Raw genomic sequence first — 21,400 nt, 5'->3', positions numbered from 1 at the left:
CCTACAAATTATCTTTCATTGTTTGTTCTGTGATTCTTTTCCAATCGACTAAATGAGCAGCCTTAGCTACTTCGAACCATAACCCTTGAGCGTTAGGGTTCACATCTTTGGAAAAGTTATATTGTGGATTGTAGTACAAGCGCCTCGCGTATGGAGTGTTCCATTCAATATGACCTTCTCCCGGTCTACTGAATCTGACACCAGACCGTATTAAATCCGTGGTATCTTCTGGAGCATAAAAATTGCTATCCTTTAGAACTTGTTCATCCAATGTAAATTGCGCTTTTTCAGTAGCCCTCATAACTTTTGACTCTATTTGCGCTGTATCAACCTGTACATTAACCCTGATCATCGGAGATATAACTCCGTGTGGTGTGGTCTATTAGGATTTGTTATATAAAGAGGTTCAACTTCTTTAATAAACATTTCCTTTCCGTTCCAAACAATCTTAGATTTTTCTTTAAAAACCTGATTGGCAGGGGACGAATTAACCGAGTCATGAAATAAAATAGATTGAAAAGTAACGCTGTCGCCGGTATTTGCGTTATATACCTTCTCATTAGGTTGTACGCGTACTCTTTTAATTGTGATTGGAGTAGCGTAAGAGGCAGAACCGCCGCCCCAAACATCATCCTCGCCAATGTATTCGTGATACTCAACAGTATGAGGTAGCATGTGCAATGGAATAGGGATTACATTAATCATTCACGGCCACCCCTGTATAAAGTAAGCCAGTTGGTATTAAAAATTTGACTGTACCTTGTGCAACTCGTGCGTCATGCCCTTGTCCTTCAGATTTACCGCCCCTTAGTAATCCATAACGGAACTTACCAACCTGCATAACAGGCGTATCAATCATGGTATTAGAAGAAGTTTCGCCATACAAGGCAATATACTCTGTTTGAGCAGCTGTAGCTTTCATTACTTGTTCTTTAATAAATGGCGCTAATTTGTTAAAATCAACGCCACTCAATTTGTAATCAATTATTTGGTCTACTACATCGGAAGCTCTTGCAATCATACGATTTAACATATCAATATCGTCTACAGGCGTTCCCCTGTAAATGTTCGTATAGTAATCAGTATCTATATACGCCATATGATCACCTATTTATCTGCAGGTTCTTTCTTTAATTTTGCGATTTCAGCCTTTAATTTCTTGTTTTCAGAAACTAAAGCATCCCGTTCTGCTGTAATTGCATCTTTTTCTTTAATAACAGTATTTAATTCAGAAAGTGTTACTTCGCGACCACCTGTAGCACGAGTCACAACTACATAAGCGGTTCTGTCCTCATTAAGTTCTACTTGATCATAACCTTCTGCAAGATATGCATCTAAATTTTGTTCTTCAACTGTTAATACACGGTTCTCTTTTTTTACGACTACGGCCATAATGATTCCCCTCCTATGCTTTTGGCGCTGTTACGAATGCAATACCATCTGTTTTAGTATCAAACATAAATACGCCATCGTATGAGCGCTCAAAGTAAAAGTATTTTCCGGCAGTTTTTGCACTAGGTTCATCAACTGAAACGAATTCATATTTTTCAGGTGCAACCATACAAGATGTATGAATTAACATCATTTGAATCTGCTGTGCTGTTGGATCAGGTTTAGCGCCATTTGTAAAGTTGTATAGTGTCTTCATACGAGAAGAAGGAACACCAATAATTTCAACTTCATCTAAGCGGTTAACTACACGATTGATTTGCCCGTTATTATTTTGAACTCCCATATATCTTGCAATTTCTTTAGCCTGCTTCAATGCAGTTTTAACGGTAGGGAGTACATATAATAAACGTCCTTCTTGTGGAACTTCTTTTTCATCCATATTTTCCATAAGTTCATCGAATACAGTTAAAGCATTTTCGGGAGTAATTGCAATCTCTTTATTTCCGGCGCCATTATCTTTAGATTTCTTTTCACTGAATAAGCGTGAAATCATGTACTTATCTTTTTCAGGGATTTTTTCATTATCATTATAAACACGTGTGATGTTAACAATGGATGCTACCATGTTCGTTTCATCAATATCCATAGGATCAATAAGTGTATCCCAGTAACGGTCATTTGTTAGTGTTTTTGTTTCCCAATCGTTTTCGAAGTTACGTCCTGGAGTTGTAACCGTATCGCGACCATAATCTTTACGACCAGAAGTAACAGTTAGCCGTGGTAATTTAATAGTTTTAGCGTCAGAGAATTTAACTAAACTATTACTTGGTGTATTCCATAATTTTTCAAAGTATAAACGACCAGGATAACGCGTTTGTAATCCTGCTTGGTATAATTCTGCGTAATTTAAGTTGTTAGCCATGTTTATATCTTCCTCTCTTATTTCTTGAATTCTTCAAGCCATTTATTTAATTCCGATTGTGGTTCTCTTTTATGCTGTCCGCCATTACCAAATCGTGGTTTAGGTGGACCCTCTTCTTCAACAACTGTTTTAAAGTGTGGGAATTCCGTTACAACCTGTTCAATAGCTTGCGCGATATCCACATCGTCACTAATCTTTGTTTTCGCTAGTGTAATAACAGCAGCTAAGTTCTTTTCGTCTGTAATACCAGCTTTAATTGCTGTATTTTCCATGCGTAAATCACTTAAAGTAGAGTCTTTTTCTTGTAACTGCGTTTCATAGGTTGTTAATTTGTCATTAAGCTTATCTTGTTCTGTTTTTTGTGACTCCTGATGTTCTTTCCAACTATTCACCGTATCCTTTAATTGATCTGCATTTTCGAATCCTAATGTTTTTAAGAAGTCGGTTTGTTGTTGGTTTTTTGCAGCATCTAATTGCTCTTGCGTATAGGTTACTGGGTCACTTGAACTACTTGCTCCTGGTTCACCTCCTCCTGGTGGTTCAGTACCTTGCGGGTCACCTGCTCCACCATCAGAGAAGAACTGCATTCCATTTACTCGAAATCTATATGGTTTTGGCATCTTAATTCCTCCTATACAATTTGTTCACGGTTGTATTGGCGTTTGCGCTTCGTTTGATTGATGAACTCTCTCATATTAGCTTGGTGTTCTGAAACTTTATTTTTCGCTTCTTTTACACCCTCTGCATCGCCTAACGCTTCCATAACCTTTACTTCTTTCTTAGCTTTTCTGATTTTTCGTTCTAAACTTCTTTGTTTTTGACTGTCTTTATATGCTTTAGAGTTTTCAGCCGTGTCATACGGTTCATAACGCTTCGTAGACTTCCCAGATATATAGGGCCAAACTACGTGCCGGCAATTAACGCCTAATAACCCTGCCGCTTCCCCATATGATGTACTGGAGAATGGAGGGTAACGTTTACTCTTTCCACTTTTAGAATAAATACGACCTTGATACGGTGCGCAACGTGGTCTTGCTCCTAGGTGTGAGCTTGTTTCGATCAGATCCACGTCATACTCATCCATGCGAGTCATTTGCATCTCATTTGCTACATTCTGACTAACAGAACGAGTTATCATATTTACATACGCTTCTGTACTCCAGCGCCTACCAGCCTTATCGATTAAAGCGGGAATTCCTCTTTGCGACCACTCTGAAACAGTCTGCCTAAGTGCCTGCTGTGGCGTTATGACACCGCCTAATAGTTTACCTACAGTTTTGTTTAAAACATCAAGATATACCTGTTGCGACTGTTTTAGCATCGTTGTATTTACAAGATTCAAAGTGTCTAATGCTTGTTTCTCGTATGCATTAAGAATGTCAACTAACGCAGCGCTCGTATGCATTGCAGGAGCAGCCTTTAAAATACCTGCTTGTACTGCTTCCTGATATAACTGTTCATGTTGTTCTACTGCAGTGAATCCAGCGCCCTCTAACACCTTTCGTACTTCTTCAGCCGTTTTGCCACTACGACTAGCAATGGTATTTAATTGTTGCTGATTCAACTTGCCTAATTTATTTAGCTGAACTATACGCCAATGTTGGTATTCCGTGGAATCCTCGGCAGTTAATAGCAATTCCCTATCATATTTGAGCATTCTGGCCATATTTAATAGCAACTCTTCTTCAATTGCGTTGTAGATATCTACAACAAATATAGAGAGTTGCTGTAATTTTTCAGGAGGGAGTGCCATTACCTTTCATCTCCTGGATCATTATTCTGTTTTTGATTGTTCATACCGAAGAAATCGACATCTTCAGGTATAACGGTTTTGTTTTCGGAAAGTATCTCCTTTAATAGCGATTCAGCCTCTTCTGCAGTGACACCATGAATTTTCATAATTGCTCGTTTCTTACTGTTTAACCCGTTAGAAATTAAGATGACTTGCTTATTTATTTCAGCTGTAGCATCTTCAGCGATACTATCATCAAAAGTAACTGTAACTTCATAATCTGCTGCAGGCCCTTTAAATTCACCGTATAGAACGGCAATATCGATAATGCTATCAACTAATTCTTGTATACCGTCCTCAATAATCGTTTCATGTGACTGCTTCGTCCTAAACGTCTTAGAATTCTCACTGACAACTTCAGTAGCCGTTTTAACTCCTTGCCCGTCAAAGCTGAATGCGCCCGCAGAGAAACCAATTTGAGAAGATAAATAGTTTAATAATGCATTAATAGCAGAAGTATGTTCTTCCACTCTTAACTCAACAGACATATCTTGAATGTTATTAGAATTCTCATCAAAGTTAAATGCCTGGTACACTTCGTCATCTGCATCAAAGTAGCGTAATTGCGCCCCGGTGTTTTGATCTATTACAGTTCTAATTGCATTATGCGGTACCAAAATTCGCTTTTTACCTAAAATGAACTCTCTTTGGAAGCTATCAAAGGCGATATCAATTGATTTTAGTGTGTCTAGCGCATTGGCGTAAATAGAAATCCCCAAAGGCGACCCGATATCTAAGTTGTTAGCAGTATTAGGTTTAAAGTATTTAAAAGTAGGTCTAGAAAGATTCTCTATATATACTGCTTCTTCTAAATCAGGATATAACTCCGCTAAAGAAACTTTTACACCTAAATCATGCTTATTATCGCTCTTATACAGCTCGTTCTTGATGATATATGTGCCATTCTCTACTAAATGCCATTCCAGCAGCGTGTACTTTTTACCGCCTTTAAATGTTTCGTTAATAAATACACATTCAGTGATCTGTTTATTGTCCCAGGTAATCGGGATAAAGCAGTCTGCTGTAACGAATGATAGTTTAATACCATTATCCCAATAGACCTTAATAACCATTCCACCAAGCGCAAAACTATATTCTAAATACCGTTGAAACTCTTTTATGAAGTTATTTTCATCAAGAACATGTTTAATATTCTTCGATAGCTCTTTATCAGAAATGTTAATTGTGCATTTTTCATTAAAAACAAGAGTTGCCATTTCCTGCGATACAACTTTAGCCATGTTTAAAGTAGCTCGTTTTCGCTGCTTTTGACCCTCTACCGTTTTGTACTTAACATCATGCCATTCTTTGTAATATCCACTATATAAAGCTTTCCAGGTATCTATGAATTGATACGACTCTTCATTTACCCGTATATCTTTGTGATCGGATACCTTTTTTATCCCACTAATCAGGCCCATTTTATATAACACCTGCCTTATACCGGAGATGAGCTTCTTAAACACTACATCACCTACTTTACATATTATTAATGTGAACCTAATACCAACCTACTACTATGTTAATAACACGCTAATAGATTCATAATACAAATGTATAAATGTAATAACATTATAGTAATAGATAATAAATAACATTTTCACATTAATGTTAATATTAACGTTAAAATTATGATATTGAATTAATAACGTTATAGATGTATTAATATTTTAATTTCAATTTCTGCAGGTTATCATTAACATAATATTGGAATGCATCACACGTATGATCATCTACTTTAATTACTTCAGGATTAGGCGTTTGCAAGGTTTTAGCGTCCCACTGGTAGCGCTTATGTTCCTCGTAAAATACCTTATTATTTTCTGTATCCAAAATAAAAAAACGTCCCTGCGATAATAAATCGTAGACGTTTTCTATCATCGTTACTTTCTTTTTCTTTGCAACCGGATGCAGTCGAACACCGTAATCTTTAAAGTACTGATTACGCAAGCCACCCTCTGCAGAATCGATAGTTTGTTGGTCAATGTATCTTCTAAATACAGAATTAGTATTTGTCACAAATTTATTTAAATCTGTTGAGAACTCACTAGGAGCCCGTTTAACAACTTTGTTTTCAGGTGAATAATAATATGTATCTAGTAGGATTACATCGCCCTTCTTCGTTAATCCAAAGGCTAAATAAGTAGTAGCAGAAACTTGATGTCCTGTATCAATGGCAATATCAATTAATATTAAATCGTCATCTTCAGGAAGTTGAGCAATTTTAGTGAAATGATTCATGTTATAAACCATATCACCTAAACCGATAACGTCACCTTTGTACATCCAGCGCCAATACTCAATATCTGTTACCTTATACTTTTCAATCTTTCGAATAAGCTGCTTAGACAAGAACCCTTTTTCATCTTCTAAATACGTGCTGTGATGTATAAAGAAATCTTCATCCTTCGCTTTATTATCCTTGAATTCATTTACCCAAGCATAAGGGTTACGTGGTGGATTGTAAGAGTAATAGACTTTCACCTCTTTATCTCCTAAATCCTGACGAATAAATGTATCCTCTACAATATCAATATCCTCTATACCTGCAAACTCTGCCAATTCCTCAAACCACACGGCCATAACATAACCTCTAGCGATTTTAGCAGATTTAACTTTCATCGGGTCATCACAACCATAGAAATAAAAAGCTGTCCCTGTATCCTTATGACGTATAACAAGTGGCGATTGACCAAAAAAGAATTCATCTTCTAATTTCAGCATGTATATCGCCCACTTAATTTGCTCATATACAGAAGTAGAAAGATACTTTGCTACTTTGCGGAGTATAACTATATTACCGTTTGGATCTTCCATAAAATCAGTTACAAGCTTCAATGAAATAACAGATGACTTCATTGAAGAACGCCCACCTGACAAAAGGTTTCTTGATCTGTCATCGTTTAACCAAAAATCATAGAAATTAGGGTTTATTAAATCAAGTATTTCTATTACTTCGCTCATTTAATATCCTTCTCATTTCGTCTTTGTTGTTAACGATGATAGTACCAGTACTCTTATTCCCTTTGTCGGTTACTTCTTTTACTTCCGCTTCTGCTTTCTGTACATTAAGCTGCATCATCTTGAGTTCTAGCCTGCGTTTATCGTTCTTATTTGCTAATTCATCAAACTGTTTAATTAAGTTACGGAATTCAGCAAAAGCTCTAGACTGTGCATTTAATAAGTTCGCTTGTTTATCCCAAGCCATTTGAATTTCCCATTCTTCATCCAATCCATGCTCATTCATTTTTTGTTTTCTTAACTCTCTTGTAGTATCATCCTTATCTTGTACAAACATGATTTTTTGAGAGTAAATGATATTGGAGTAATGCAGTGTAATACTCTCCCAAATCATAGCAACCGGATCATTTTGAAAGGCTCGGGCCAATTCTGTCTTGAGTTCAAATACTTCTGCAGGGAGGTACTTTCTAAATAAGCCATGTGTAACGGCGTTGTCATTACCTACTGGCGCACCGTGACCAACAGCATTTTTATTCCCGACAGGCGGACCACCTTTATTACCTACTGCATTTTTATTTCCTTTTGGCGCTCCACGTTTTGCAGTACTACGTTTCTTATTTGCAGTACTACATTCATTTTCGTTTGCAGTACTACAATCAGAATCATTTAATTTAGCCACCCATTTATCCCGACTCTTCCATGAAGAAATTGTTTTTTCAGGTTCCTGAAGCAGCTCTGCAATTTTACGATTCAAAATATCGCCGTTATGTTCTTTGAATAGCTCAAAAGCTTTATCCCTGTTCGGACTTCTTGCTCTTGCCACTAATCACCACCTCATTCTAACTAGAAAAGAATCTTGTTTTGTAAAATAATAGAGTACAAATTAATTTATACAGGGAAATGAATATTATACACACAATGACTACCTATAATCTTATTTATGTAAACTAGGTTGTTGGGAAATGTGTTGATATCAGTGTTTTTGTTAAAAACCTAAAAATTATCAATATGCATTTTCTATACATCGTTGATTTTTCGGGGTTTTTAACAACGAAAAACACTGATTCATTGCATAAACTTCACCTTGTTAACCTTCTGTATTTTTAGTTTCAACCCATGCACCCAAATACTCTTTTTTAAAGGCAACTGGTGTTCTCGCTTGAGTTGTTTGTTTTGTAAATTCTCCCAAAGGTGTTTCCTTCTTCTTCACATCTAATTTAGTAATGATTTCTTGCAGCATTTTCTTTAATTGTTCATTTGGAACTAATTCAGGAACAATATCCACAACTTCCTTATCTGCAGTAGAGATTAAATATGAAGTAATCACTGTTAGACCTTCAATAACTGCTAACATCTCTTTAACTACTCCTGTATCCTTTACAGAAACATTTATACTTAATCCATTTGCTACCTGGCTTTGTAGTTTATATCCTTCTAATTCCCAAACCTTATTTCTAATCCGCTGCATACAGATTTCTTTGCCAATTTCCTCATTATAATTAGCAGGATCTACACAAGCAGAATCTTCTACAAGAATAAAGCCATTCGGTAACTCTGCTGTTACTACTGTACATTTACCTAATATCGTATTTACAGTTATATTAGAATTCGAAATAATACCTTCTACCTGTTCCTCTGTTACTGTATTACCCATTATTCAACTACCTCCCATTCATTAGAAAACAATTCAATAAATGTTTCTTTCCAAGGCACCCTACCAAATCGACTTTCTACATATAAATAAGGAGCAGTCATTTTACTATGTTCATCAGGAAACTGAGCGCGCACCACAACATCTTTACTCCATTGCGGTAATCTCATTCCTTTGCCTTTTTTAACTGCTTCTAATGCTTCACCAAACGTCATTAATAATACCTCTCTTCTATTTATGTTTATTGTGTACTTTTTACATAGCAAAGAAAAAAAGCCCTATTACAATTAAGTAACTGGGCTTTTTACAACATACAAAGAATTTTTCAATTTATATTAGGATCTTTCCGGACCCTTCTTTGAACCAACACACACGGTAGGCTTGTATTGGCTCAAAGAAGAGCAAAAGCTCTCCCTCGTTTAGACCGAATATCAATAAATACATACAAAGTAGGGCTCGTTACCTCCTACTAATATGTTAAGTTAAATAATTTTATAGATACAGGAGAGCAACGTTATACGTCCACTCAATCGCAAATCTATAAAAGCTGATTTCGGCTTTCATATATAGGTGGCATTCGTAAGGCGAAAATAACCTGTTTTTAAATTAAATCATGCAAAATAGACTATCTTCTAATTGTCTTGCTATTTTAACATCAGATCGCTGTATTGATTTCTGAATGGTTCCCTTTGATACTTTAAACAAATTGGAAATTTTATCCATAGATAAGCAATTACCCTTAAACATTATGTAAATCTCTCTCTCGTTTTCTGTTAATGTTGATAATGCATCTTCTAATTTAATACGTTCCCATTCAGTAAGTACATTCTCTTTCGGCTTATCATCCCACTCGTATAGTGTTTCTGCACTTCTCAAATACTTTTGCATTAGTAACGGATTTGCTGCCGTATTACGTTGATATGCTGCCCTACGTTCTATGCCTCTTATTGCTCCTGGTTCTTTTGCTGTACGCATCCATTCCAACGCATAACGTAAATCACTAATCATATTGCTAATAATTGTTTTATCTTTATCTGGTGCCGTTTCTTTTAACGCTTCTAACTGCTTTACTTTCTCTCTGTACTGCTCCATTAGTTCCTTCATCCTATTTCCTCCTTTTGTAATAAAAAAAGGACGTTGGTTATATACAGGAACTAATCTCTTCCTATACATAATCAACGCCCTTAAATGTGGACTATTAATTTGTTTTTATAATTTTGTTTATTTAATACGGTATGTGAAATTTTTATTTCAATCCTCGTTTCTTTAATTGCGCTGAAATACATGATGGATTTTTGATACCTAACTTAGTTGCTATATCCTTATAAAGCATTCCCTCACGCTTCATCTTCAAAATCTTTATACAAAGTTTGTCCCAATCCTTAGGGGTTCTAACTTTAACCTCTTTTTTTATTTTGGTACCGCCCAAATATGTTCCCAGGGCATTTATCTCTTTTCCTATTTCACACTTTGTCCAGCAATGATTGGCATTACGGTCTCTTCTATGCTCACACTCTACGCAATTATCATCCATTAAATTTAGAATTCTTAAACGGGCAGTTGCTTTATTCATGAAACATCCGGCCAATCTAATTTATCTATATGACCCAAATAATCCACCAAAGCACGATCAGTACGCTCTACAATAAAAGCATGTTTTTCAAATTCTTCTCGCGGTATAGATTTCCGGCCGCCTTCATATGATTCCATTACATATTTTGAAACTAATGATAGTGGCACTAAATACGTCACTTTATCTTTCCAAAACTCTATTAAAAAGAAACAAATAGCTCCCATTGCTTGTGTATCTTCCAAATAATCGACCTGGTGACGACTTATATTGTCTAGCGGGAATCGTGTTGTATGCTCTGTTGATTTCGCCTCAAAGTATACTGCTCTCCCTTTGTATACACCGTCATAATCTACTGTCGATTTACTTTCCCATGCACTTTTCGTTATATTACCTTTCTTGTCCGTTTTCAGTACCTTTACTGGAGTAGGGCGTTTGTTAAATATCCCTATCCTTCTCTCCTTATACATGCGATTCGATATATTAATTAACATTTCAAATGGCATTCCTTTATTACCGTAACCCACGCTACTTCCCCTCTTTCTATTAAATAACTCCACGTTTTACAAATATATTTCTCCATGCAGCATCTACTCGTTGCTTTTCAAATTTCTTAGCGCGTCTTTTAATATACTTTTTTATTTTTTGTTTCTTGCGATTTGCCATTTCTGTAATTCCCCTTTGCTACAAAATGAAATTTTTATATTATTTCTCTACGATTAAGTACGCTTTTTCTTTTCCGTGCGTTGTTTTTTCAATTGCCCACAAACGTTGCGTTCTGCCATCATCAGACTTTTTATATTCTAATTTAACTAGCTTTCCGTTCAGCTCTGACAACTTAAAGGTTTGAACGCATTTCTGAACCTCTCCACGTTCCCCTTTTCTGCTTAATAAAGTTAATTGATTTGGTGTATTCCATGCTGGTAAACCGAACTTATCTCTGAACCAAACCATTCTAGTTCCAAAAGCATCAGTTACCTTTGTAACAATCGCTTCATGTCCTAATGCAGTTAGGATTTTATCTCCCACTTGAAATTCCATATTATATATCCTCCCTATTAATTCATTGACTATTACGTTCATCAAACTCACGCATCTTATCTACGTAATAATTATGATTAGCTCTTTCAGCTAATGTCGCTAACAAGTCCACCTTATAACCGTTGTTAATTTCATCACTTTGTAAGAACGAAATCACTTCATTTACAACCTCATCATCTGTGACATCGGACCATATTAACTCAATTAACCTCTTAATATCTTTTTCCATCATATCCCTCCTTTCTGCCAAAATAGCGTTTTTATTGTGTTTTAACTCTTATAACGTGCAAACATAAGTCTTTCCTAAAAAACACGGTATTCCCGCCAGTCACAAGTGATTTTCTGATCCATTTAAAAGTTGGATCTAATCTATTAGGAAACTTCCCATCAAGCTTTCGTATCGTTGAGATTTCGAAATTATTCATTCCCATAAAATTTTCTTCACCTATTTTTGTCATTTGTCTATTTCTTGTATGTCTCATCTGCTCCATTCTCCCTTTCTATTCGAATAACGATTTTGTTATAACCCCCTCAAATAATCAGAATTATGTTAAAATTAACCCAAAACATTTAAGGAGGAATTATCGATGACCACACAATATATAAAACCTTCTACATGTCCATGCTGCGAACACAAACTTGAGCAACACGAAGATTACAAAGCTGGATATTATTGCAACAACCCAGAGTGCCAAGAAGCTAGAACACATTTATATGTTGCACAAAAGGTAGAGGAGTGATCTCTATCTTTTTTTGTACAATAAGGATTTTATAACGTTACACTCTTTTTAACTAAGCGCTCTCTGTAATATCCCACACGATAAAAATACGTTCCCTTCACTCCCATGAGGTCCTCGCTTTCATGCACTTCTATATCTCCGTATTTATCACGTAACTCTTGCAAGTCATTTACTTTTTCTTCAATTCTCATATTCCGCTTAATTTCAAACCCGTCTGCTTCCATTACTTTGCGATGTTCCTTATACTCATCACGATTTTTGTAAATAAAGAATCGTTCTTCACGTTCAATCGTTTGGAAATAATATTCCTGCATTACCTATTCCGCCTTTCATCACAAGATAACTATTTTGTTATAAACTCAGCTTCATCATCGTTAATTAATAAACCGTTGCATTTTGCCTCTTCCTTAAACTCTTCCCACGAACACGATCCATCAAATCTTTCACCGTAATCGAATCGTAAAATCACTATGCCATCTATTTCAAATCGCATCTGCCCACCTCGGTAACGACAGTAGAACCTTTTGCCATCTACTGTCTCGCCATCGAATGTGGTTGGGCATCCGAAACACGTTTCCTCTATATTTTTGAGTTTGATATACATAATCACCGGCTGCCATCCTTTCTACAAAATAACGCTTTTGTTCAGTTTTTCACTGGTATTTTCACTTCTTCTTTTAGCACTTCAGCGAATATCGGCATAATTTCACGACAGAATCGTTCACATCCATAATCATCATGAAAATATATTCCACCTTGTCCAAAATCCGTATCACAAAGCCCATAAATGAATTCTTCTGAATCAAATACTTCCATTAGATATGAATTACACATTACTGTATGGTAAAAATGATCCTGGCTACATTTATCATCAATACTGTTCAAAGCATCAAAGGCATCCCTTGCTAAATCTTCATCTATATCCCTGTTGTATCTTTTAAACAAAATCGTTTTAATATAAGGATCAATTGTTTTACTGATATTTACCGCATCCGTTAAGGAGTCACGAGATATCTTTGAATATAAGTAACCTTGAGCATAAGCTTCACAATCTCGACCTAAACCAATTAAAAATGTCTTAAAACAGTCCCCGAAAGCTCCCCATCGATATGAAAAATCTCCTCCATCAGCTTGAACATTGAAAAATCCATCATCACTTATATTGATAACTGCCCAGTTCCCTGTGTTTGGAACCTTGATATCATATCTTTCCGTAACTGATTTCTTAACTGTATAACTCATATCTCATTCCCCTTTTATACAAAATTCAAATTGTATTATGTTTGCGTTTAGCATCATGTACAATTGCACCACGATATAAAAAATTCCTAGCAATATATAAAGCTTCATGTTTATCTTTTGCATTTATTTCTACAGTAAGTTCCCCATCCATAGGCGGTAACTCATACGTAATAACAAATTTATACATCTTAATAGCCGCTCGCTTGACGTTTAAAATTCTCTTCATTTTTATCTTTATAGGCTTGTACAATATCCTCGTATTTAAAGCCATATAAGTAGCAAATACGGAAGAATACACCGAACATCTTTCTTAATTCCGTTATTGGACAATTTCTATATAAAATCCATTGTCTTTTCGCTTTAAATACTTCCATACTCCACATTTCAAATAACCTATTAATGCTGTAAATATTTCTTTGGCACATCTTCGCATAATGGAAACATCCAATAATATTCTTCTGATCTCTAGTAGTAGCATTTATTTCTAAAACGATGGATAAAAGAAAATGCAGTCCATCTACTAGCTCCTCTAGCAATTTATTTTTATCCGGCGCTTTAAATTTAGTACTCCAATATTTAAATGACCTTGTTTCATTCCAAGCCTCATTCACCTCTACTTGTAACGCATAAAACTTCAATTCAATACGATCTTCAGCCTTATAGCTAATACGCTGGTCTAATTCCTTTTGCATAGATAGTAATTGTCTTAAACTAAATTTCTTTCCTAGTTCTGCATCTGTGATTCTGTGTAGTTCTAACATTCTTCTGCGCCTCCATTATTTCCAGGAGTTCTCCGACAGACAACTCGTACAATTGCCTGCCGTCCTCCGATTTGTAAAAGTTATAATTATGAATCAACCGACCTATAATTCTTTCTTTCCTGCCCATGAATCCTCCGAGCGCTTTTTATAATGTAATTTTTCCAATGTCCGAAATGTAATTGTGACTATAAATAAACCGAATATTGAAAACACGAGGTTCATAACTTATCCCGCTAAATCTTCCTTAAAGAATAATGGCTCTAAATCTTCTGCCATAACCTCATATGTTTGACCTGAATTAACAATGCCTACTGTTACCACATTTCCTTCCTGGTGCATTACTGTTAATGCGTATACATCATCAGATACCCAATCACCCGTAATGTACTGTCCTGGCGTTCTCCCTTTACGTCTAAACACTTCACGCCAACCTTCATCATCAATTTCTACTGCAGTAGCAAAACGACATTTTTCAATGTGATTAAAACCATAATCTCCTGTAATAGATCCTGCGCTTTTCCATTGACCCCAAATTTCTACTTTTTCATTAATAGTATCTTTAATAACTTTTTCCACTTGTACAATTTGATTTCCGTCTTTCATTTCACAAACAACCCAATGACCAGGAACCACTTTTGTTTCATCAATTTGTAAATTCATCATTATTTCCCCCTCTTAATCTAACGCTTCTATTTCTTCCAACGATCTACTAGAAACTTCAATACTACGAATATGAAAATCATAATGTTTACGGTAACGCTCACGAATTATACCTGCTGCCTCTTCTTTTGTTTCTGCTTCACAAAATTCCAACTTAAACCCACTGTTAGTAACAATATCCACCATATAGGTATCAATTACTGGCCCATAAATAAAATCGTCATCTATTGTAATTTGCTCAGTCATTTTTCGGCTCTTTTGCTAATGTTAATGTCAGTTGTCTTTCTAACAGGGTTCCAATTACAGCATTCATCCAAAGATTAGGATTGATTTTCCGTTTTAAAAACTCAATTACAGTAATTAATTCTTCTGTAGATAATGGAACAAATTTACCTAGCTTCTCTTGGTTGAATTTACCCCCGCGCTTTTCTATATTTAAAGAAATGTTATTTTCTCTTACAAATCGTTCTGCAGTTACTAAATCAAATTGCCGTACTTTTTCTCTGCCGTATTTTTTTGTTATTTCAGTAAGAGCATCTTTAATTACACGGAAATCTACTACCTTCAATGATTCTTCCGTTTGACCACTGCAATGCTTACAAAGCGTTTTTTCTAATCCTTCTATATACATTGTTTTTACATCTGCAGGTGGTATTGTATCAGCGCAAATATCACAATATTCCCCTACATCAAAGATTTCTAACATAAGAAACAACTCCTATTTATTTATTTTTTTAAGTTCAGTCTCATAGAAACAATCATTTTCGTCCGGTTTTCCGAATTCATCAAGGTTGTCACTATTAACAACCCTGCGAATCGGATATTTACACTCATAACCTTCTTTTTCTTTTACGATTACTCGTTTTGCTAACTCTTTTTTATCACCCGCGCACATGTAATGTTTTGGCCGCCCATGTGCTGGAATTAAGAAACTATATTTTTTTGAACGATATACTGTTTTCATAGGGTTTCTCCATATGATATAATTACAAAAATTAATATTTTTTAAAGGTCCCGTTGCAGCGGGCTTTTTTTATGCATTTTTTCGAATTTGTTCTACAACTTCTTTCTTTCCACCAACATCTTCTAATCGTTTCGCTACATCGAGAACACTTTCTCTTTCCTGCTCCCTCTTTTTCTCACGATCACGTTTCATTTTCTTGTAATACATAGCTGATAATTCTTTTGATATGTCTAGTTCTCTCATAACCTTTTTTCTATGTAGCTCATGAAGTTCTACATATGCAATTTGATTACGATCTTTGTTTGCTCTTTCCATCTGTTTGTATAAGATGTCTTGATTTTGAATACATTCTCTAAGCTCTTTTCCTAATTTCTCGGCTGCTTCTAAATGCTCTGGAAGAACCCTGCTTTCTAAGCTCAACCGTATTCACCTCTTTTTCTAACTGTTCAGCTTCATCGAGTTTCCTCTCAATGAAGCTGCCAATTTTATAAATCGCAAATGCTGTAATTGCAATACCTAAACCAAAGATACAAACGGCACTTGTACTTTCCACCATTACAATATCCATTACGCTATAATGAATACCTTTTCTGATTTAATTTCCTCTTCAAGCGCTACTACTAAATAATCTTTAATGTTTTGAATCGCTTGTAGTTTCCACGCTCCACCATCAGCCTCAAATAAAGCGCACGTTGGACCTGACTTCATACGGAAGATAAATTCACTTTCAGGCTGTTCAATTTCAACGAACGTTCTGTAAGGCTGTAGAGTTACTGGATTAGGTACTTTTACATTTCCACGTGTCGAAACCCCTGTTTTAGCTGTAACAGCTTGTGACACCCCGTCATCGCCAATTTCTCGTACTGTTTCATCCGCAATAGTTCCAATCACTTGTAATACAATGTCACGGTCATCATTTTTAACAAATCCCGATTGCATACTAATGTTAAAGTTCTCTGTATCATGGAATCTCTCAAAACTAAAATGAGGAATTAACGCTTCTGCTTTTACAAATTTGCTACGATTGCGATTACCATTTAATGCAGTGAACAAGCTTACTTCTGTGGGATTTTCAACATGAATCATAATTGTTTCATCTGTATCAAAATTAGATTTTGCATAATCTACTAGACTTGATAAGCTTCGTACAGTTAAAGCACGAGGCGTTGGTTCTTCTACTGCGTGTAAATTCCGATTAGAATATGTTTCACCATTAATCTCCACTACTTCTACATTTTTTTCTAGACCTACTACATATTGAATAGCTTCTTTTGTAATTGACATTTTTCATTTCCCCTTTTTAATTAGTTTGATTTTCTTTGTAAATCTACAACAACGTTTGGATCTTGCGGAACTTCAACCTTTTCCCCTACATCAGTAGCTAAATCACCTTCACGATCCATATACATCTGTCCTTGTATTCCGGAAGCAAGCTCCTGTCCAATAAAATTACCGTCATTATCTTGACCAAGTAAGATTTTTGATTCTACTTCTTCTGCAGGTGCTAAAGTAGATTTCGCTTGTACTTTACAATCCCAAACGTCACGCTTTTTATCACCCACAAATGTAAGTGTTACTGTAATTTTCCTAGCTTTTTTGGGATCAGTATTTAAATCCGCCATATTTTCAGTTACACGTACAAACTCTCTATCAAACTGCTCCGCTAATGCTCCATCAGCGAATGAATTTAAATCAATCATGTGTTTACCTCCTACACTAATCGAGGACGCCAAGTTTTGATGTAATCAATTACCTCATCAAATTCTCTTTGTCTCACATTGTGATAACTATTAACTGCAAATCTTTCTTTAACATCTTTCCAAATTGATGCGAACACTTTTTTCCTTGTGTCGTGAATAGATTTATTAACTGTGCCGTTATCCCACAAGCAATAAACCCTACGATTAACAGCCCCACGAATAGCTTGCTGCTGACTATAATCAACAGTCATTCTTTCATTTAAATCATCCTTAATTTGTTCAACATCAGTTTTTAATTTCGACAAATCTTCTTCGTGTTGCAATCCCAGTCGCATAGTTGCTAAGAACTGTTCCCGAGAAGTAGGTGCCTTAGATAATTCATTTTTTTGATGTTTTGTAATAAATTCTTCCATTCGGGCAAATTCATTAATAAACAACTCTTTAAATGCCGCTGCACGTTTTCCGGTGAAACTTGTAATCAAGAAAGTAGCTCCATCACGCTTTATAAAGTACTTTTTATTTCTTTTACCGCTTGGATCTCCGTATTCACTCAACGCAAAATTACGTTGAGTGAATTCTATACTACATTCCAGATTTTCAATTGAACGGATTACATCCGAATGTCTTTTTCCAAAAACATCTGCAATAGTTAGAGAATCTGTGACTATTGATTGTCCTTGTTGAAAAACCAAGTTCTCATCCATTCCATTAACCACTGACAGTGAATCGTAACTCATTCCAATTCACCATCCCTTTTTCCCCGATCGTCATCACGTTCGGTTTCCTCCTCCATCAAAGACCCTAAAGCTTCTAAAGAAAAACCTCTTTTTTCAACTTCATTCAACAATGTTGTAATATCACGGGTCATGTTGTCCCTCCTATTTGTTGAATATAATTCAACATAATATTTAAAAAAATTACTTGAATAAATCACCATATTCAATATGTAAAACATCACATATTTTTTTTAAGCGGAAATCAGGAATGTTTACAGTCCCTTTTTCTATCTTATTAATAGATGACCTATCCTCATATCCAACCATTTTAGCAAGAGTTTCCTGTGAAAAACCCTTGCTTTCTCTATGTCGTCTGATGATATGAGGATTATATGAAATCTTCATTCAATCACCTCTCTCACAAAACAATAATAACATCATGTTGAATCAAATTCAACAAAAAGGCAAAATTTGTTGAATTATTTTCACCCAAGTATTGTTGAATCAAATTCAACAATATGTTAAAATGTTGAATATAAGGAGGTGACACCGTGGAAAACACATTCGGTATACGACTAAAAGAACTTAGAAAAATCAATAAAATGACACAACAAAATTTGGCTGATAAATTATCCATTTCGAAATCGCTTATTTCTAAATACGAAAGTGGATCAGCAAAACCTTCATATGAAAATCTATCAGACTTAGCGAATTTATTTAATGTAAGCACTGATTATTTAACTGGAAAAATTAATACTTATAAACCAGATGAACAGAAAGAAAAACAAATCAATGACCTTTTAAAAAAGTTTGATAAATTAGATAGTAAAAAAAGAGAAAAAATACTGAAAGTAATTGATACTTTGTTAGACATTTAAAGAAGTTGTTCCAGCAACTTCTTTTATATTACCCACTTAAAGAACGTACGTTCCTAATATTATGAACATATTATATCACAAAAAGGAACATTTGTTCTTTTTTGGATAGATTTTTTATAGATAACACATTTAAAATATCTATTTAATAGACAAATATAGTATGTATACACCATAAGGCTTATACTTTTTGTATGAAAGAGTTCAGTAAAATGTTAAAAAAACTTAGAAATTCACATTCATTAACTCAAGAGCAATTAGCCAACAATCTTAACCTATCACGAGGGCAAATTAAAAATTATGAAAACGGATTCGAGCCAGATTTAGAAGCTTTAGATCGTATCGCCACCTTTTTTAATGTATCAGTTGATGTACTGTTAAATAGAAAAGATATTCCTGATGATTATCAATTAGCTAAACTTATGAACATTCAACAGAGAATATACGCAACTTTAGATAAAGATCAACAAGAGAAATTCTGTAAACAATTATCTAGTTACGCAGAGTTTTTAGAATACACCAAAGAAAATCTGTAATGTTGCAACACATCTGATTACCGCATCACAACTGACTTTATATTACAACCTGTAAAATAAGGAAACTAGTAGTAAAATCTTCTTCAATATACAAATAAAGTAATAATATAATGAAACAGTCTTCTTTCGACAAGAATAGACTGTCTTTTTTGTTTTTTTCGACAATATCCGACATAAAATGGAAAAATGTTTAAATTTTGCAAATAAAAAAGGGGAGACATTCATTATCCAAGTGCCTTTCCCTTTTTTATTTAATTCGACAAAATATAACAAAATAATTGTAACTGCTTCTGTTATGATTGTCTCGAAAACCTCATAGCAGAAGGAGAAAATACATGGCTAGCACAAAATACACTAAATTAAATGAACGCTTTGGCGTGATTGAATATCCAGTTACTCTTATAGAAATGGCTGATATATCAAAAGAGCTACCAAAAACAGAAAGAAAGTTCTACGAATATGCTTTTGATGCATTAAAGAAAGTCATGAAGTCAGGTGAAAAAATATATTCATTTGAAGTAGCAGATCCGAAACTAACAAAGACAGGTTTTATTGTGATTGGCGAACAGAACCTATACCTTGTAATGATGAAAGGTGGTTTTTTTGGAGGCGCTGAAGCAGAGGTTATAAAATATAAAGATATTAAAAGTGTAGATTTTGACATTATTCAAGGTCCATTAGGAATATCGCTTATGAACACTGGTATTATTTATTTAGAAATGAAAAAGATGTTCGGTAGTAAAAAGAGAACTATCTGTAATATTCCGGACTACAATATTGATGCTATTTTAAAAGAAATTCGTAATAGGCTGAAATAACCTGTGGATAAGTCTAGTTATCCACATAAAAAGACACTCATTCTTCGAGTGTCTTTTCTTTTTGTCTTCTTTTTTCGTCAAATGTCTGCTATTATTAGTGGTATACGATATACTAATTGCAAATTTACATATTAATTTTTAAAAAATATAAAATAAAAAACCCCGACGGAATTTTTGAAGTTGCTGTAAGTTTGGCCGCCTACTACCAACTTTCAAAAATTTGAACACGAGGTTTGTTTCAACATTATTAAAATTGTATCGCTACGTCTATGATAGCATATACTTTTAAAAATGTGAATAACAATCCTCTAGTTTCCTATACCCATTTTTGGGCGGGGTGGAAAATGGAGGATTTTTTGTTATGTCAAATTTAACAAAAGTAACAGAAGAGCAAGAAGTAAGAGAATTACAACGTGTAGTTATTAAAGAAGAATTAGTTGAGTTAACAGGAAAACATTTCGAAGCAGCACTATTAAACAATTTAATCTTTTGGCACGGAATCACCGAGAAAATGGACCAAAGCCTATTAGTGCAAATTAGCCAGTTAGAAAAACGTGGGGCGAAACAAGGCACTATTAATAAAAAGAAAAAACAAATTCGTGATGGTTGGTTCTTTAAAACGGCTGATGAACTATCAGCGGAGTTAATCGGTTGGGGAAGTCCTCAAAAAATTGGCAGAGCATTAAACGAGTTATCTAAAAATGGTTGGATTGAAAAAGGTAATAATCCCGATCCAAAAATGAAATGGGATAGAACAACTTGGTTAAAAGTAAATATCAATAAAATTGCTACTGATTTATTAAAAATTGGTTATGCATTAGAGGGGTATTCATTGGTTCAAGAAACAGAAGAAAAACCCAAGGTGATTAAATCTAAGAGCACAAAAAGCGCGTTGTTACGCAAATTCCATTTTGGAATTTGCAAATACCATTTTGGTAGTTCCAAATTCCAAAATGGTAGAACAATACCAGAAGGTTTACTTCAGAAGGTCCCTTCATTACTTACTTTTGAAGAAGAAGAAATTATAACTAACCCTATTACTGAATCTACAATTCTTGA

38 protein-coding genes and 2 pseudogenes are annotated in these 21,400 nt (G+C 34.9%); 5 read left to right on the top strand and 35 right to left on the bottom strand.

Features of this window, described 5'->3' with window-relative positions:
- Position 1 precedes the first annotated feature (1 nt).
- The 19 genes and pseudogenes from ACTFOB_RS25590 to ACTFOB_RS25500 form a co-directional block, all read right to left on the bottom strand.
- On the bottom strand, positions 2-352 hold the full coding sequence (locus ACTFOB_RS25590) for a minor capsid protein (protein WP_440029932.1): 351 nt from the start codon (positions 350-352) through the stop codon (positions 2-4).
- The gene (locus ACTFOB_RS25585) at positions 349-705 is read right to left on the bottom strand and encodes a putative minor capsid protein (RefSeq protein WP_440029934.1); all 357 of its coding nucleotides are present in this window, start codon (positions 703-705) and stop codon (positions 349-351) included. Before ACTFOB_RS25585 ends, ACTFOB_RS25590 begins: the two co-directional genes overlap by 4 nt.
- Entirely contained in the window at positions 698-1,099 is a 402-nt protein-coding gene (locus tag ACTFOB_RS25580; protein ID WP_440029935.1) for a hypothetical protein, read from the bottom strand. The genes ACTFOB_RS25585 and ACTFOB_RS25580 overlap by 8 nt, the downstream gene beginning before the upstream one ends.
- 8 nt (positions 1,100-1,107) lie before the next feature.
- Complete coding sequence (locus tag ACTFOB_RS25575; RefSeq protein WP_440029937.1) at positions 1,108-1,392, bottom strand: hypothetical protein; 285 nt, start codon at positions 1,390-1,392, stop codon at positions 1,108-1,110.
- A gap of 13 nt (positions 1,393-1,405) precedes the next feature.
- Positions 1,406-2,314 (bottom strand): capsid protein, encoded by a 909-nt coding sequence (locus tag ACTFOB_RS25570; RefSeq protein ID WP_440029939.1) that lies wholly within the window; start codon positions 2,312-2,314, stop codon positions 1,406-1,408.
- A gap of 17 nt (positions 2,315-2,331) precedes the next feature.
- Complete coding sequence (locus tag ACTFOB_RS25565; RefSeq protein ID WP_440029941.1) at positions 2,332-2,934, bottom strand: hypothetical protein; 603 nt, start codon at positions 2,932-2,934, stop codon at positions 2,332-2,334.
- 11 nt (positions 2,935-2,945) lie between these two features.
- Positions 2,946-4,067, bottom strand: coding sequence for a phage minor capsid protein (locus ACTFOB_RS25560; protein ID WP_440029942.1), 1,122 nt, complete (start codon positions 4,065-4,067; stop codon positions 2,946-2,948).
- Positions 4,067-5,572, bottom strand: a complete 1,506-nt coding sequence (locus ACTFOB_RS25555) for a phage portal protein (protein ID WP_440029944.1) — start codon at positions 5,570-5,572, stop codon at positions 4,067-4,069. The genes ACTFOB_RS25560 and ACTFOB_RS25555 overlap by 1 nt, the downstream gene beginning before the upstream one ends.
- 196 nt (positions 5,573-5,768) lie before the next feature.
- A complete protein-coding gene (locus ACTFOB_RS25550) occupies positions 5,769-7,070 on the bottom strand; it encodes a PBSX family phage terminase large subunit (RefSeq protein WP_440029945.1) in 1,302 nt (433 codons plus the stop codon).
- On the bottom strand, positions 7,045-7,890 hold the full coding sequence (gene terS / locus ACTFOB_RS25545; RefSeq protein ID WP_440029947.1) for a phage terminase small subunit: 846 nt from the start codon (positions 7,888-7,890) through the stop codon (positions 7,045-7,047). Before terS ends, ACTFOB_RS25550 begins: the two co-directional genes overlap by 26 nt.
- A gap of 582 nt (positions 7,891-8,472) precedes the next feature.
- Positions 8,473-8,721 (bottom strand): annotated as a pseudogene (locus tag ACTFOB_RS25540) (Gp49 family protein); the annotation flags it as partial.
- A complete protein-coding gene (locus ACTFOB_RS25535; protein ID WP_336950485.1) occupies positions 8,721-8,933 on the bottom strand; it encodes a Thoeris anti-defense Tad2 family protein in 213 nt (70 codons plus the stop codon). The pseudogene ACTFOB_RS25540 and the gene ACTFOB_RS25535, both read right to left, overlap by 1 nt.
- Before the next feature lie 391 nt (positions 8,934-9,324).
- Positions 9,325-9,822, bottom strand: coding sequence for a sigma factor-like helix-turn-helix DNA-binding protein (locus ACTFOB_RS25530; protein ID WP_440029948.1), 498 nt, complete (start codon positions 9,820-9,822; stop codon positions 9,325-9,327).
- A gap of 142 nt (positions 9,823-9,964) precedes the next feature.
- Complete coding sequence (locus tag ACTFOB_RS25525) at positions 9,965-10,291, bottom strand: hypothetical protein (protein WP_440029949.1); 327 nt, start codon at positions 10,289-10,291, stop codon at positions 9,965-9,967.
- Entirely contained in the window at positions 10,288-10,815 is a 528-nt protein-coding gene (locus ACTFOB_RS25520; protein WP_440029951.1) for a Holliday junction resolvase RecU, read from the bottom strand. The genes ACTFOB_RS25525 and ACTFOB_RS25520 overlap by 4 nt, the downstream gene beginning before the upstream one ends.
- 19 nt (positions 10,816-10,834) lie before the next feature.
- The gene (locus ACTFOB_RS25515) at positions 10,835-10,954 is read right to left on the bottom strand and encodes a DUF3983 domain-containing protein (protein WP_440029952.1); all 120 of its coding nucleotides are present in this window, start codon (positions 10,952-10,954) and stop codon (positions 10,835-10,837) included.
- 39 nt (positions 10,955-10,993) lie between these two features.
- Entirely contained in the window at positions 10,994-11,329 is a 336-nt protein-coding gene (locus tag ACTFOB_RS25510; RefSeq protein ID WP_440029953.1) for a hypothetical protein, read from the bottom strand.
- Between the two features lie 22 nt (positions 11,330-11,351).
- Positions 11,352-11,558, bottom strand: a complete 207-nt coding sequence (locus ACTFOB_RS25505) for a hypothetical protein (RefSeq protein ID WP_440029955.1) — start codon at positions 11,556-11,558, stop codon at positions 11,352-11,354.
- Positions 11,559-11,589: 31 nt separating this feature from the next.
- On the bottom strand, positions 11,590-11,811 hold the full coding sequence (locus ACTFOB_RS25500; protein WP_440029956.1) for a hypothetical protein: 222 nt from the start codon (positions 11,809-11,811) through the stop codon (positions 11,590-11,592).
- Positions 11,812-11,916: 105 nt separating this feature from the next.
- Here ACTFOB_RS25500 and ACTFOB_RS25495 point away from each other — a divergent pair, with 105 nt between their 5' ends.
- On the top strand, positions 11,917-12,069 hold the full coding sequence (locus ACTFOB_RS25495; protein ID WP_440029958.1) for a hypothetical protein: 153 nt from the start codon (positions 11,917-11,919) through the stop codon (positions 12,067-12,069).
- A 29-nt stretch (positions 12,070-12,098) separates the two neighbouring features.
- On the opposite strand, the gene ACTFOB_RS25490 is transcribed toward ACTFOB_RS25495, so the two are convergent.
- From ACTFOB_RS25490 to ACTFOB_RS25415, 16 genes are all read right to left on the bottom strand, one after another.
- Positions 12,099-12,383 carry a hypothetical protein gene (locus ACTFOB_RS25490; RefSeq protein WP_440029959.1) on the bottom strand — a complete coding sequence of 95 codons (285 nt, stop codon included), beginning with the start codon at positions 12,381-12,383 and terminating at the stop codon, positions 12,099-12,101.
- Between the two features lie 29 nt (positions 12,384-12,412).
- Entirely contained in the window at positions 12,413-12,673 is a 261-nt protein-coding gene (locus tag ACTFOB_RS25485) for a hypothetical protein (RefSeq protein WP_440029961.1), read from the bottom strand.
- 41 nt (positions 12,674-12,714) lie between these two features.
- Positions 12,715-13,311 carry a hypothetical protein gene (locus tag ACTFOB_RS25480; RefSeq protein ID WP_098831637.1) on the bottom strand — a complete coding sequence of 199 codons (597 nt, stop codon included), beginning with the start codon at positions 13,309-13,311 and terminating at the stop codon, positions 12,715-12,717.
- A gap of 25 nt (positions 13,312-13,336) precedes the next feature.
- A complete protein-coding gene (locus ACTFOB_RS25475) occupies positions 13,337-13,498 on the bottom strand; it encodes a hypothetical protein (RefSeq protein WP_440029963.1) in 162 nt (53 codons plus the stop codon).
- Between the two features lies 1 nt (position 13,499).
- Positions 13,500-14,072, bottom strand: a complete 573-nt coding sequence (locus tag ACTFOB_RS25470) for a dUTP diphosphatase (protein ID WP_440029965.1) — start codon at positions 14,070-14,072, stop codon at positions 13,500-13,502.
- The gene (gene fbpA / locus ACTFOB_RS25465; protein ID WP_440029967.1) at positions 14,023-14,199 is read right to left on the bottom strand and encodes a Fur-regulated basic protein FbpA; all 177 of its coding nucleotides are present in this window, start codon (positions 14,197-14,199) and stop codon (positions 14,023-14,025) included. The genes ACTFOB_RS25470 and fbpA overlap by 50 nt, the downstream gene beginning before the upstream one ends.
- A gap of 98 nt (positions 14,200-14,297) precedes the next feature.
- Positions 14,298-14,732: a hypothetical protein gene (locus ACTFOB_RS25460; RefSeq protein ID WP_440029968.1), complete on the bottom strand. Its 435-nt coding sequence runs from the start codon at positions 14,730-14,732 to the stop codon at positions 14,298-14,300.
- Positions 14,733-14,747: 15 nt separating this feature from the next.
- On the bottom strand, positions 14,748-14,978 hold the full coding sequence (locus tag ACTFOB_RS25455) for a hypothetical protein (protein ID WP_440029969.1): 231 nt from the start codon (positions 14,976-14,978) through the stop codon (positions 14,748-14,750).
- Positions 14,971-15,438 carry a hypothetical protein gene (locus ACTFOB_RS25450; protein ID WP_440032742.1) on the bottom strand — a complete coding sequence of 156 codons (468 nt, stop codon included), beginning with the start codon at positions 15,436-15,438 and terminating at the stop codon, positions 14,971-14,973. Before ACTFOB_RS25450 ends, ACTFOB_RS25455 begins: the two co-directional genes overlap by 8 nt.
- 12 nt (positions 15,439-15,450) lie before the next feature.
- The gene (locus ACTFOB_RS25445) at positions 15,451-15,696 is read right to left on the bottom strand and encodes a hypothetical protein (protein ID WP_440029889.1); all 246 of its coding nucleotides are present in this window, start codon (positions 15,694-15,696) and stop codon (positions 15,451-15,453) included.
- A 69-nt stretch (positions 15,697-15,765) separates the two neighbouring features.
- Positions 15,766-16,116 (bottom strand): hypothetical protein, encoded by a 351-nt coding sequence (locus ACTFOB_RS25440; protein ID WP_440032741.1) that lies wholly within the window; start codon positions 16,114-16,116, stop codon positions 15,766-15,768.
- Between the two features lie 147 nt (positions 16,117-16,263).
- Positions 16,264-16,980, bottom strand: coding sequence for a hypothetical protein (locus tag ACTFOB_RS25435; RefSeq protein WP_440029895.1), 717 nt, complete (start codon positions 16,978-16,980; stop codon positions 16,264-16,266).
- Between the two features lie 20 nt (positions 16,981-17,000).
- Positions 17,001-17,396: a replication terminator protein gene (locus tag ACTFOB_RS25430; protein ID WP_253631399.1), complete on the bottom strand. Its 396-nt coding sequence runs from the start codon at positions 17,394-17,396 to the stop codon at positions 17,001-17,003.
- Between the two features lie 11 nt (positions 17,397-17,407).
- The gene (locus tag ACTFOB_RS25425; RefSeq protein ID WP_440029897.1) at positions 17,408-18,133 is read right to left on the bottom strand and encodes a Rha family transcriptional regulator; all 726 of its coding nucleotides are present in this window, start codon (positions 18,131-18,133) and stop codon (positions 17,408-17,410) included.
- A complete protein-coding gene (locus ACTFOB_RS25420; RefSeq protein ID WP_324628403.1) occupies positions 18,130-18,264 on the bottom strand; it encodes a hypothetical protein in 135 nt (44 codons plus the stop codon). The genes ACTFOB_RS25425 and ACTFOB_RS25420 overlap by 4 nt, the downstream gene beginning before the upstream one ends.
- A gap of 49 nt (positions 18,265-18,313) precedes the next feature.
- Positions 18,314-18,517: a helix-turn-helix domain-containing protein gene (locus ACTFOB_RS25415; protein WP_324628404.1), complete on the bottom strand. Its 204-nt coding sequence runs from the start codon at positions 18,515-18,517 to the stop codon at positions 18,314-18,316.
- A 146-nt stretch (positions 18,518-18,663) separates the two neighbouring features.
- On the opposite strand from ACTFOB_RS25415, the gene ACTFOB_RS25410 reads away from it, so the two are divergent.
- The 4 genes and pseudogenes from ACTFOB_RS25410 to ACTFOB_RS25395 all read left to right on the top strand — a co-directional run.
- Positions 18,664-18,990: a helix-turn-helix domain-containing protein gene (locus ACTFOB_RS25410; protein ID WP_440029900.1), complete on the top strand. Its 327-nt coding sequence runs from the start codon at positions 18,664-18,666 to the stop codon at positions 18,988-18,990.
- A gap of 209 nt (positions 18,991-19,199) precedes the next feature.
- The gene (locus tag ACTFOB_RS25405) at positions 19,200-19,523 is read left to right on the top strand and encodes a helix-turn-helix domain-containing protein (protein ID WP_440029901.1); all 324 of its coding nucleotides are present in this window, start codon (positions 19,200-19,202) and stop codon (positions 19,521-19,523) included.
- A gap of 335 nt (positions 19,524-19,858) precedes the next feature.
- Positions 19,859-20,341, top strand: coding sequence for a PH domain-containing protein (locus ACTFOB_RS25400; RefSeq protein ID WP_440029903.1), 483 nt, complete (start codon positions 19,859-19,861; stop codon positions 20,339-20,341).
- 361 nt (positions 20,342-20,702) lie between these two features.
- Positions 20,703-21,400, top strand: a pseudogene (locus ACTFOB_RS25395) (hypothetical protein); the annotation flags it as partial.

Origin of the sequence: Bacillus cereus group sp. MYBK79-1, from assembly GCF_051915365.1 — a bacterium.
In the GTDB taxonomy this organism is placed as follows: domain Bacteria; phylum Bacillota; class Bacilli; order Bacillales; family Bacillaceae_G; genus Bacillus_A.
This window is presented reverse-complemented; position numbering and strand designations above follow the sequence as displayed.

What these genes read in the sequence shown, in the direction of transcription:
- ACTFOB_RS25400 (WP_440029903.1), top strand. Translation starts at nt 19,859, where the DNA reads ATGGCTAGCACAAAATACACTAAATTAAATGAACGCTTTGGCGTGATT.
- ACTFOB_RS25585 (WP_440029934.1), bottom strand. Translation starts at nt 705, where the DNA reads ATGATTAATGTAATCCCTATTCCATTGCACATGCTACCTCATACTGTT.
- ACTFOB_RS25415 (WP_324628404.1), bottom strand. Translation starts at nt 18,517, where the DNA reads ATGAAGATTTCATATAATCCTCATATCATCAGACGACATAGAGAAAGC.
- ACTFOB_RS25470 (WP_440029965.1), bottom strand. Translation starts at nt 14,072, where the DNA reads ATGTTAGAACTACACAGAATCACAGATGCAGAACTAGGAAAGAAATTT.
- ACTFOB_RS25425 (WP_440029897.1), bottom strand. Translation starts at nt 18,133, where the DNA reads ATGAGTTACGATTCACTGTCAGTGGTTAATGGAATGGATGAGAACTTG.
- ACTFOB_RS25530 (WP_440029948.1), bottom strand. Translation starts at nt 9,822, where the DNA reads ATGAAGGAACTAATGGAGCAGTACAGAGAGAAAGTAAAGCAGTTAGAA.
- fbpA (WP_440029967.1), bottom strand. Translation starts at nt 14,199, where the DNA reads ATGGGCAGGAAAGAAAGAATTATAGGTCGGTTGATTCATAATTATAAC.
- ACTFOB_RS25550 (WP_440029945.1), bottom strand. Translation starts at nt 7,070, where the DNA reads ATGAGCGAAGTAATAGAAATACTTGATTTAATAAACCCTAATTTCTAT.
- ACTFOB_RS25515 (WP_440029952.1), bottom strand. Translation starts at nt 10,954, where the DNA reads ATGGCAAATCGCAAGAAACAAAAAATAAAAAAGTATATTAAAAGACGC.
- ACTFOB_RS25445 (WP_440029889.1), bottom strand. Translation starts at nt 15,696, where the DNA reads ATGAAAACAGTATATCGTTCAAAAAAATATAGTTTCTTAATTCCAGCA.
- ACTFOB_RS25480 (WP_098831637.1), bottom strand. Translation starts at nt 13,311, where the DNA reads ATGAGTTATACAGTTAAGAAATCAGTTACGGAAAGATATGATATCAAG.
- ACTFOB_RS25430 (WP_253631399.1), bottom strand. Translation starts at nt 17,396, where the DNA reads ATGATTGATTTAAATTCATTCGCTGATGGAGCATTAGCGGAGCAGTTT.
- ACTFOB_RS25575 (WP_440029937.1), bottom strand. Translation starts at nt 1,392, where the DNA reads ATGGCCGTAGTCGTAAAAAAAGAGAACCGTGTATTAACAGTTGAAGAA.
- ACTFOB_RS25485 (WP_440029961.1), bottom strand. Translation starts at nt 12,673, where the DNA reads ATGTATATCAAACTCAAAAATATAGAGGAAACGTGTTTCGGATGCCCA.
- ACTFOB_RS25500 (WP_440029956.1), bottom strand. Translation starts at nt 11,811, where the DNA reads ATGAGACATACAAGAAATAGACAAATGACAAAAATAGGTGAAGAAAAT.
- ACTFOB_RS25535 (WP_336950485.1), bottom strand. Translation starts at nt 8,933, where the DNA reads ATGACGTTTGGTGAAGCATTAGAAGCAGTTAAAAAAGGCAAAGGAATG.
- ACTFOB_RS25455 (WP_440029969.1), bottom strand. Translation starts at nt 14,978, where the DNA reads ATGACTGAGCAAATTACAATAGATGACGATTTTATTTATGGGCCAGTA.
- ACTFOB_RS25490 (WP_440029959.1), bottom strand. Translation starts at nt 12,383, where the DNA reads ATGCAGGAATATTATTTCCAAACGATTGAACGTGAAGAACGATTCTTT.
- ACTFOB_RS25525 (WP_440029949.1), bottom strand. Translation starts at nt 10,291, where the DNA reads ATGAATAAAGCAACTGCCCGTTTAAGAATTCTAAATTTAATGGATGAT.
- ACTFOB_RS25435 (WP_440029895.1), bottom strand. Translation starts at nt 16,980, where the DNA reads ATGTCAATTACAAAAGAAGCTATTCAATATGTAGTAGGTCTAGAAAAA.
- ACTFOB_RS25420 (WP_324628403.1), bottom strand. Translation starts at nt 18,264, where the DNA reads ATGACCCGTGATATTACAACATTGTTGAATGAAGTTGAAAAAAGAGGT.
- ACTFOB_RS25565 (WP_440029941.1), bottom strand. Translation starts at nt 2,934, where the DNA reads ATGCCAAAACCATATAGATTTCGAGTAAATGGAATGCAGTTCTTCTCT.
- ACTFOB_RS25570 (WP_440029939.1), bottom strand. Translation starts at nt 2,314, where the DNA reads ATGGCTAACAACTTAAATTACGCAGAATTATACCAAGCAGGATTACAA.
- ACTFOB_RS25495 (WP_440029958.1), top strand. Translation starts at nt 11,917, where the DNA reads ATGACCACACAATATATAAAACCTTCTACATGTCCATGCTGCGAACAC.
- ACTFOB_RS25505 (WP_440029955.1), bottom strand. Translation starts at nt 11,558, where the DNA reads ATGGAAAAAGATATTAAGAGGTTAATTGAGTTAATATGGTCCGATGTC.
- ACTFOB_RS25560 (WP_440029942.1), bottom strand. Translation starts at nt 4,067, where the DNA reads ATGGCACTCCCTCCTGAAAAATTACAGCAACTCTCTATATTTGTTGTA.
- ACTFOB_RS25405 (WP_440029901.1), top strand. Translation starts at nt 19,200, where the DNA reads ATGTTAAAAAAACTTAGAAATTCACATTCATTAACTCAAGAGCAATTA.
- ACTFOB_RS25580 (WP_440029935.1), bottom strand. Translation starts at nt 1,099, where the DNA reads ATGGCGTATATAGATACTGATTACTATACGAACATTTACAGGGGAACG.
- ACTFOB_RS25460 (WP_440029968.1), bottom strand. Translation starts at nt 14,732, where the DNA reads ATGAATTTACAAATTGATGAAACAAAAGTGGTTCCTGGTCATTGGGTT.
- ACTFOB_RS25510 (WP_440029953.1), bottom strand. Translation starts at nt 11,329, where the DNA reads ATGGAATTTCAAGTGGGAGATAAAATCCTAACTGCATTAGGACATGAA.
- ACTFOB_RS25475 (WP_440029963.1), bottom strand. Translation starts at nt 13,498, where the DNA reads ATGTATAAATTTGTTATTACGTATGAGTTACCGCCTATGGATGGGGAA.
- ACTFOB_RS25450 (WP_440032742.1), bottom strand. Translation starts at nt 15,438, where the DNA reads ATGTTAGAAATCTTTGATGTAGGGGAATATTGTGATATTTGCGCTGAT.
- ACTFOB_RS25590 (WP_440029932.1), bottom strand. Translation starts at nt 352, where the DNA reads ATGATCAGGGTTAATGTACAGGTTGATACAGCGCAAATAGAGTCAAAA.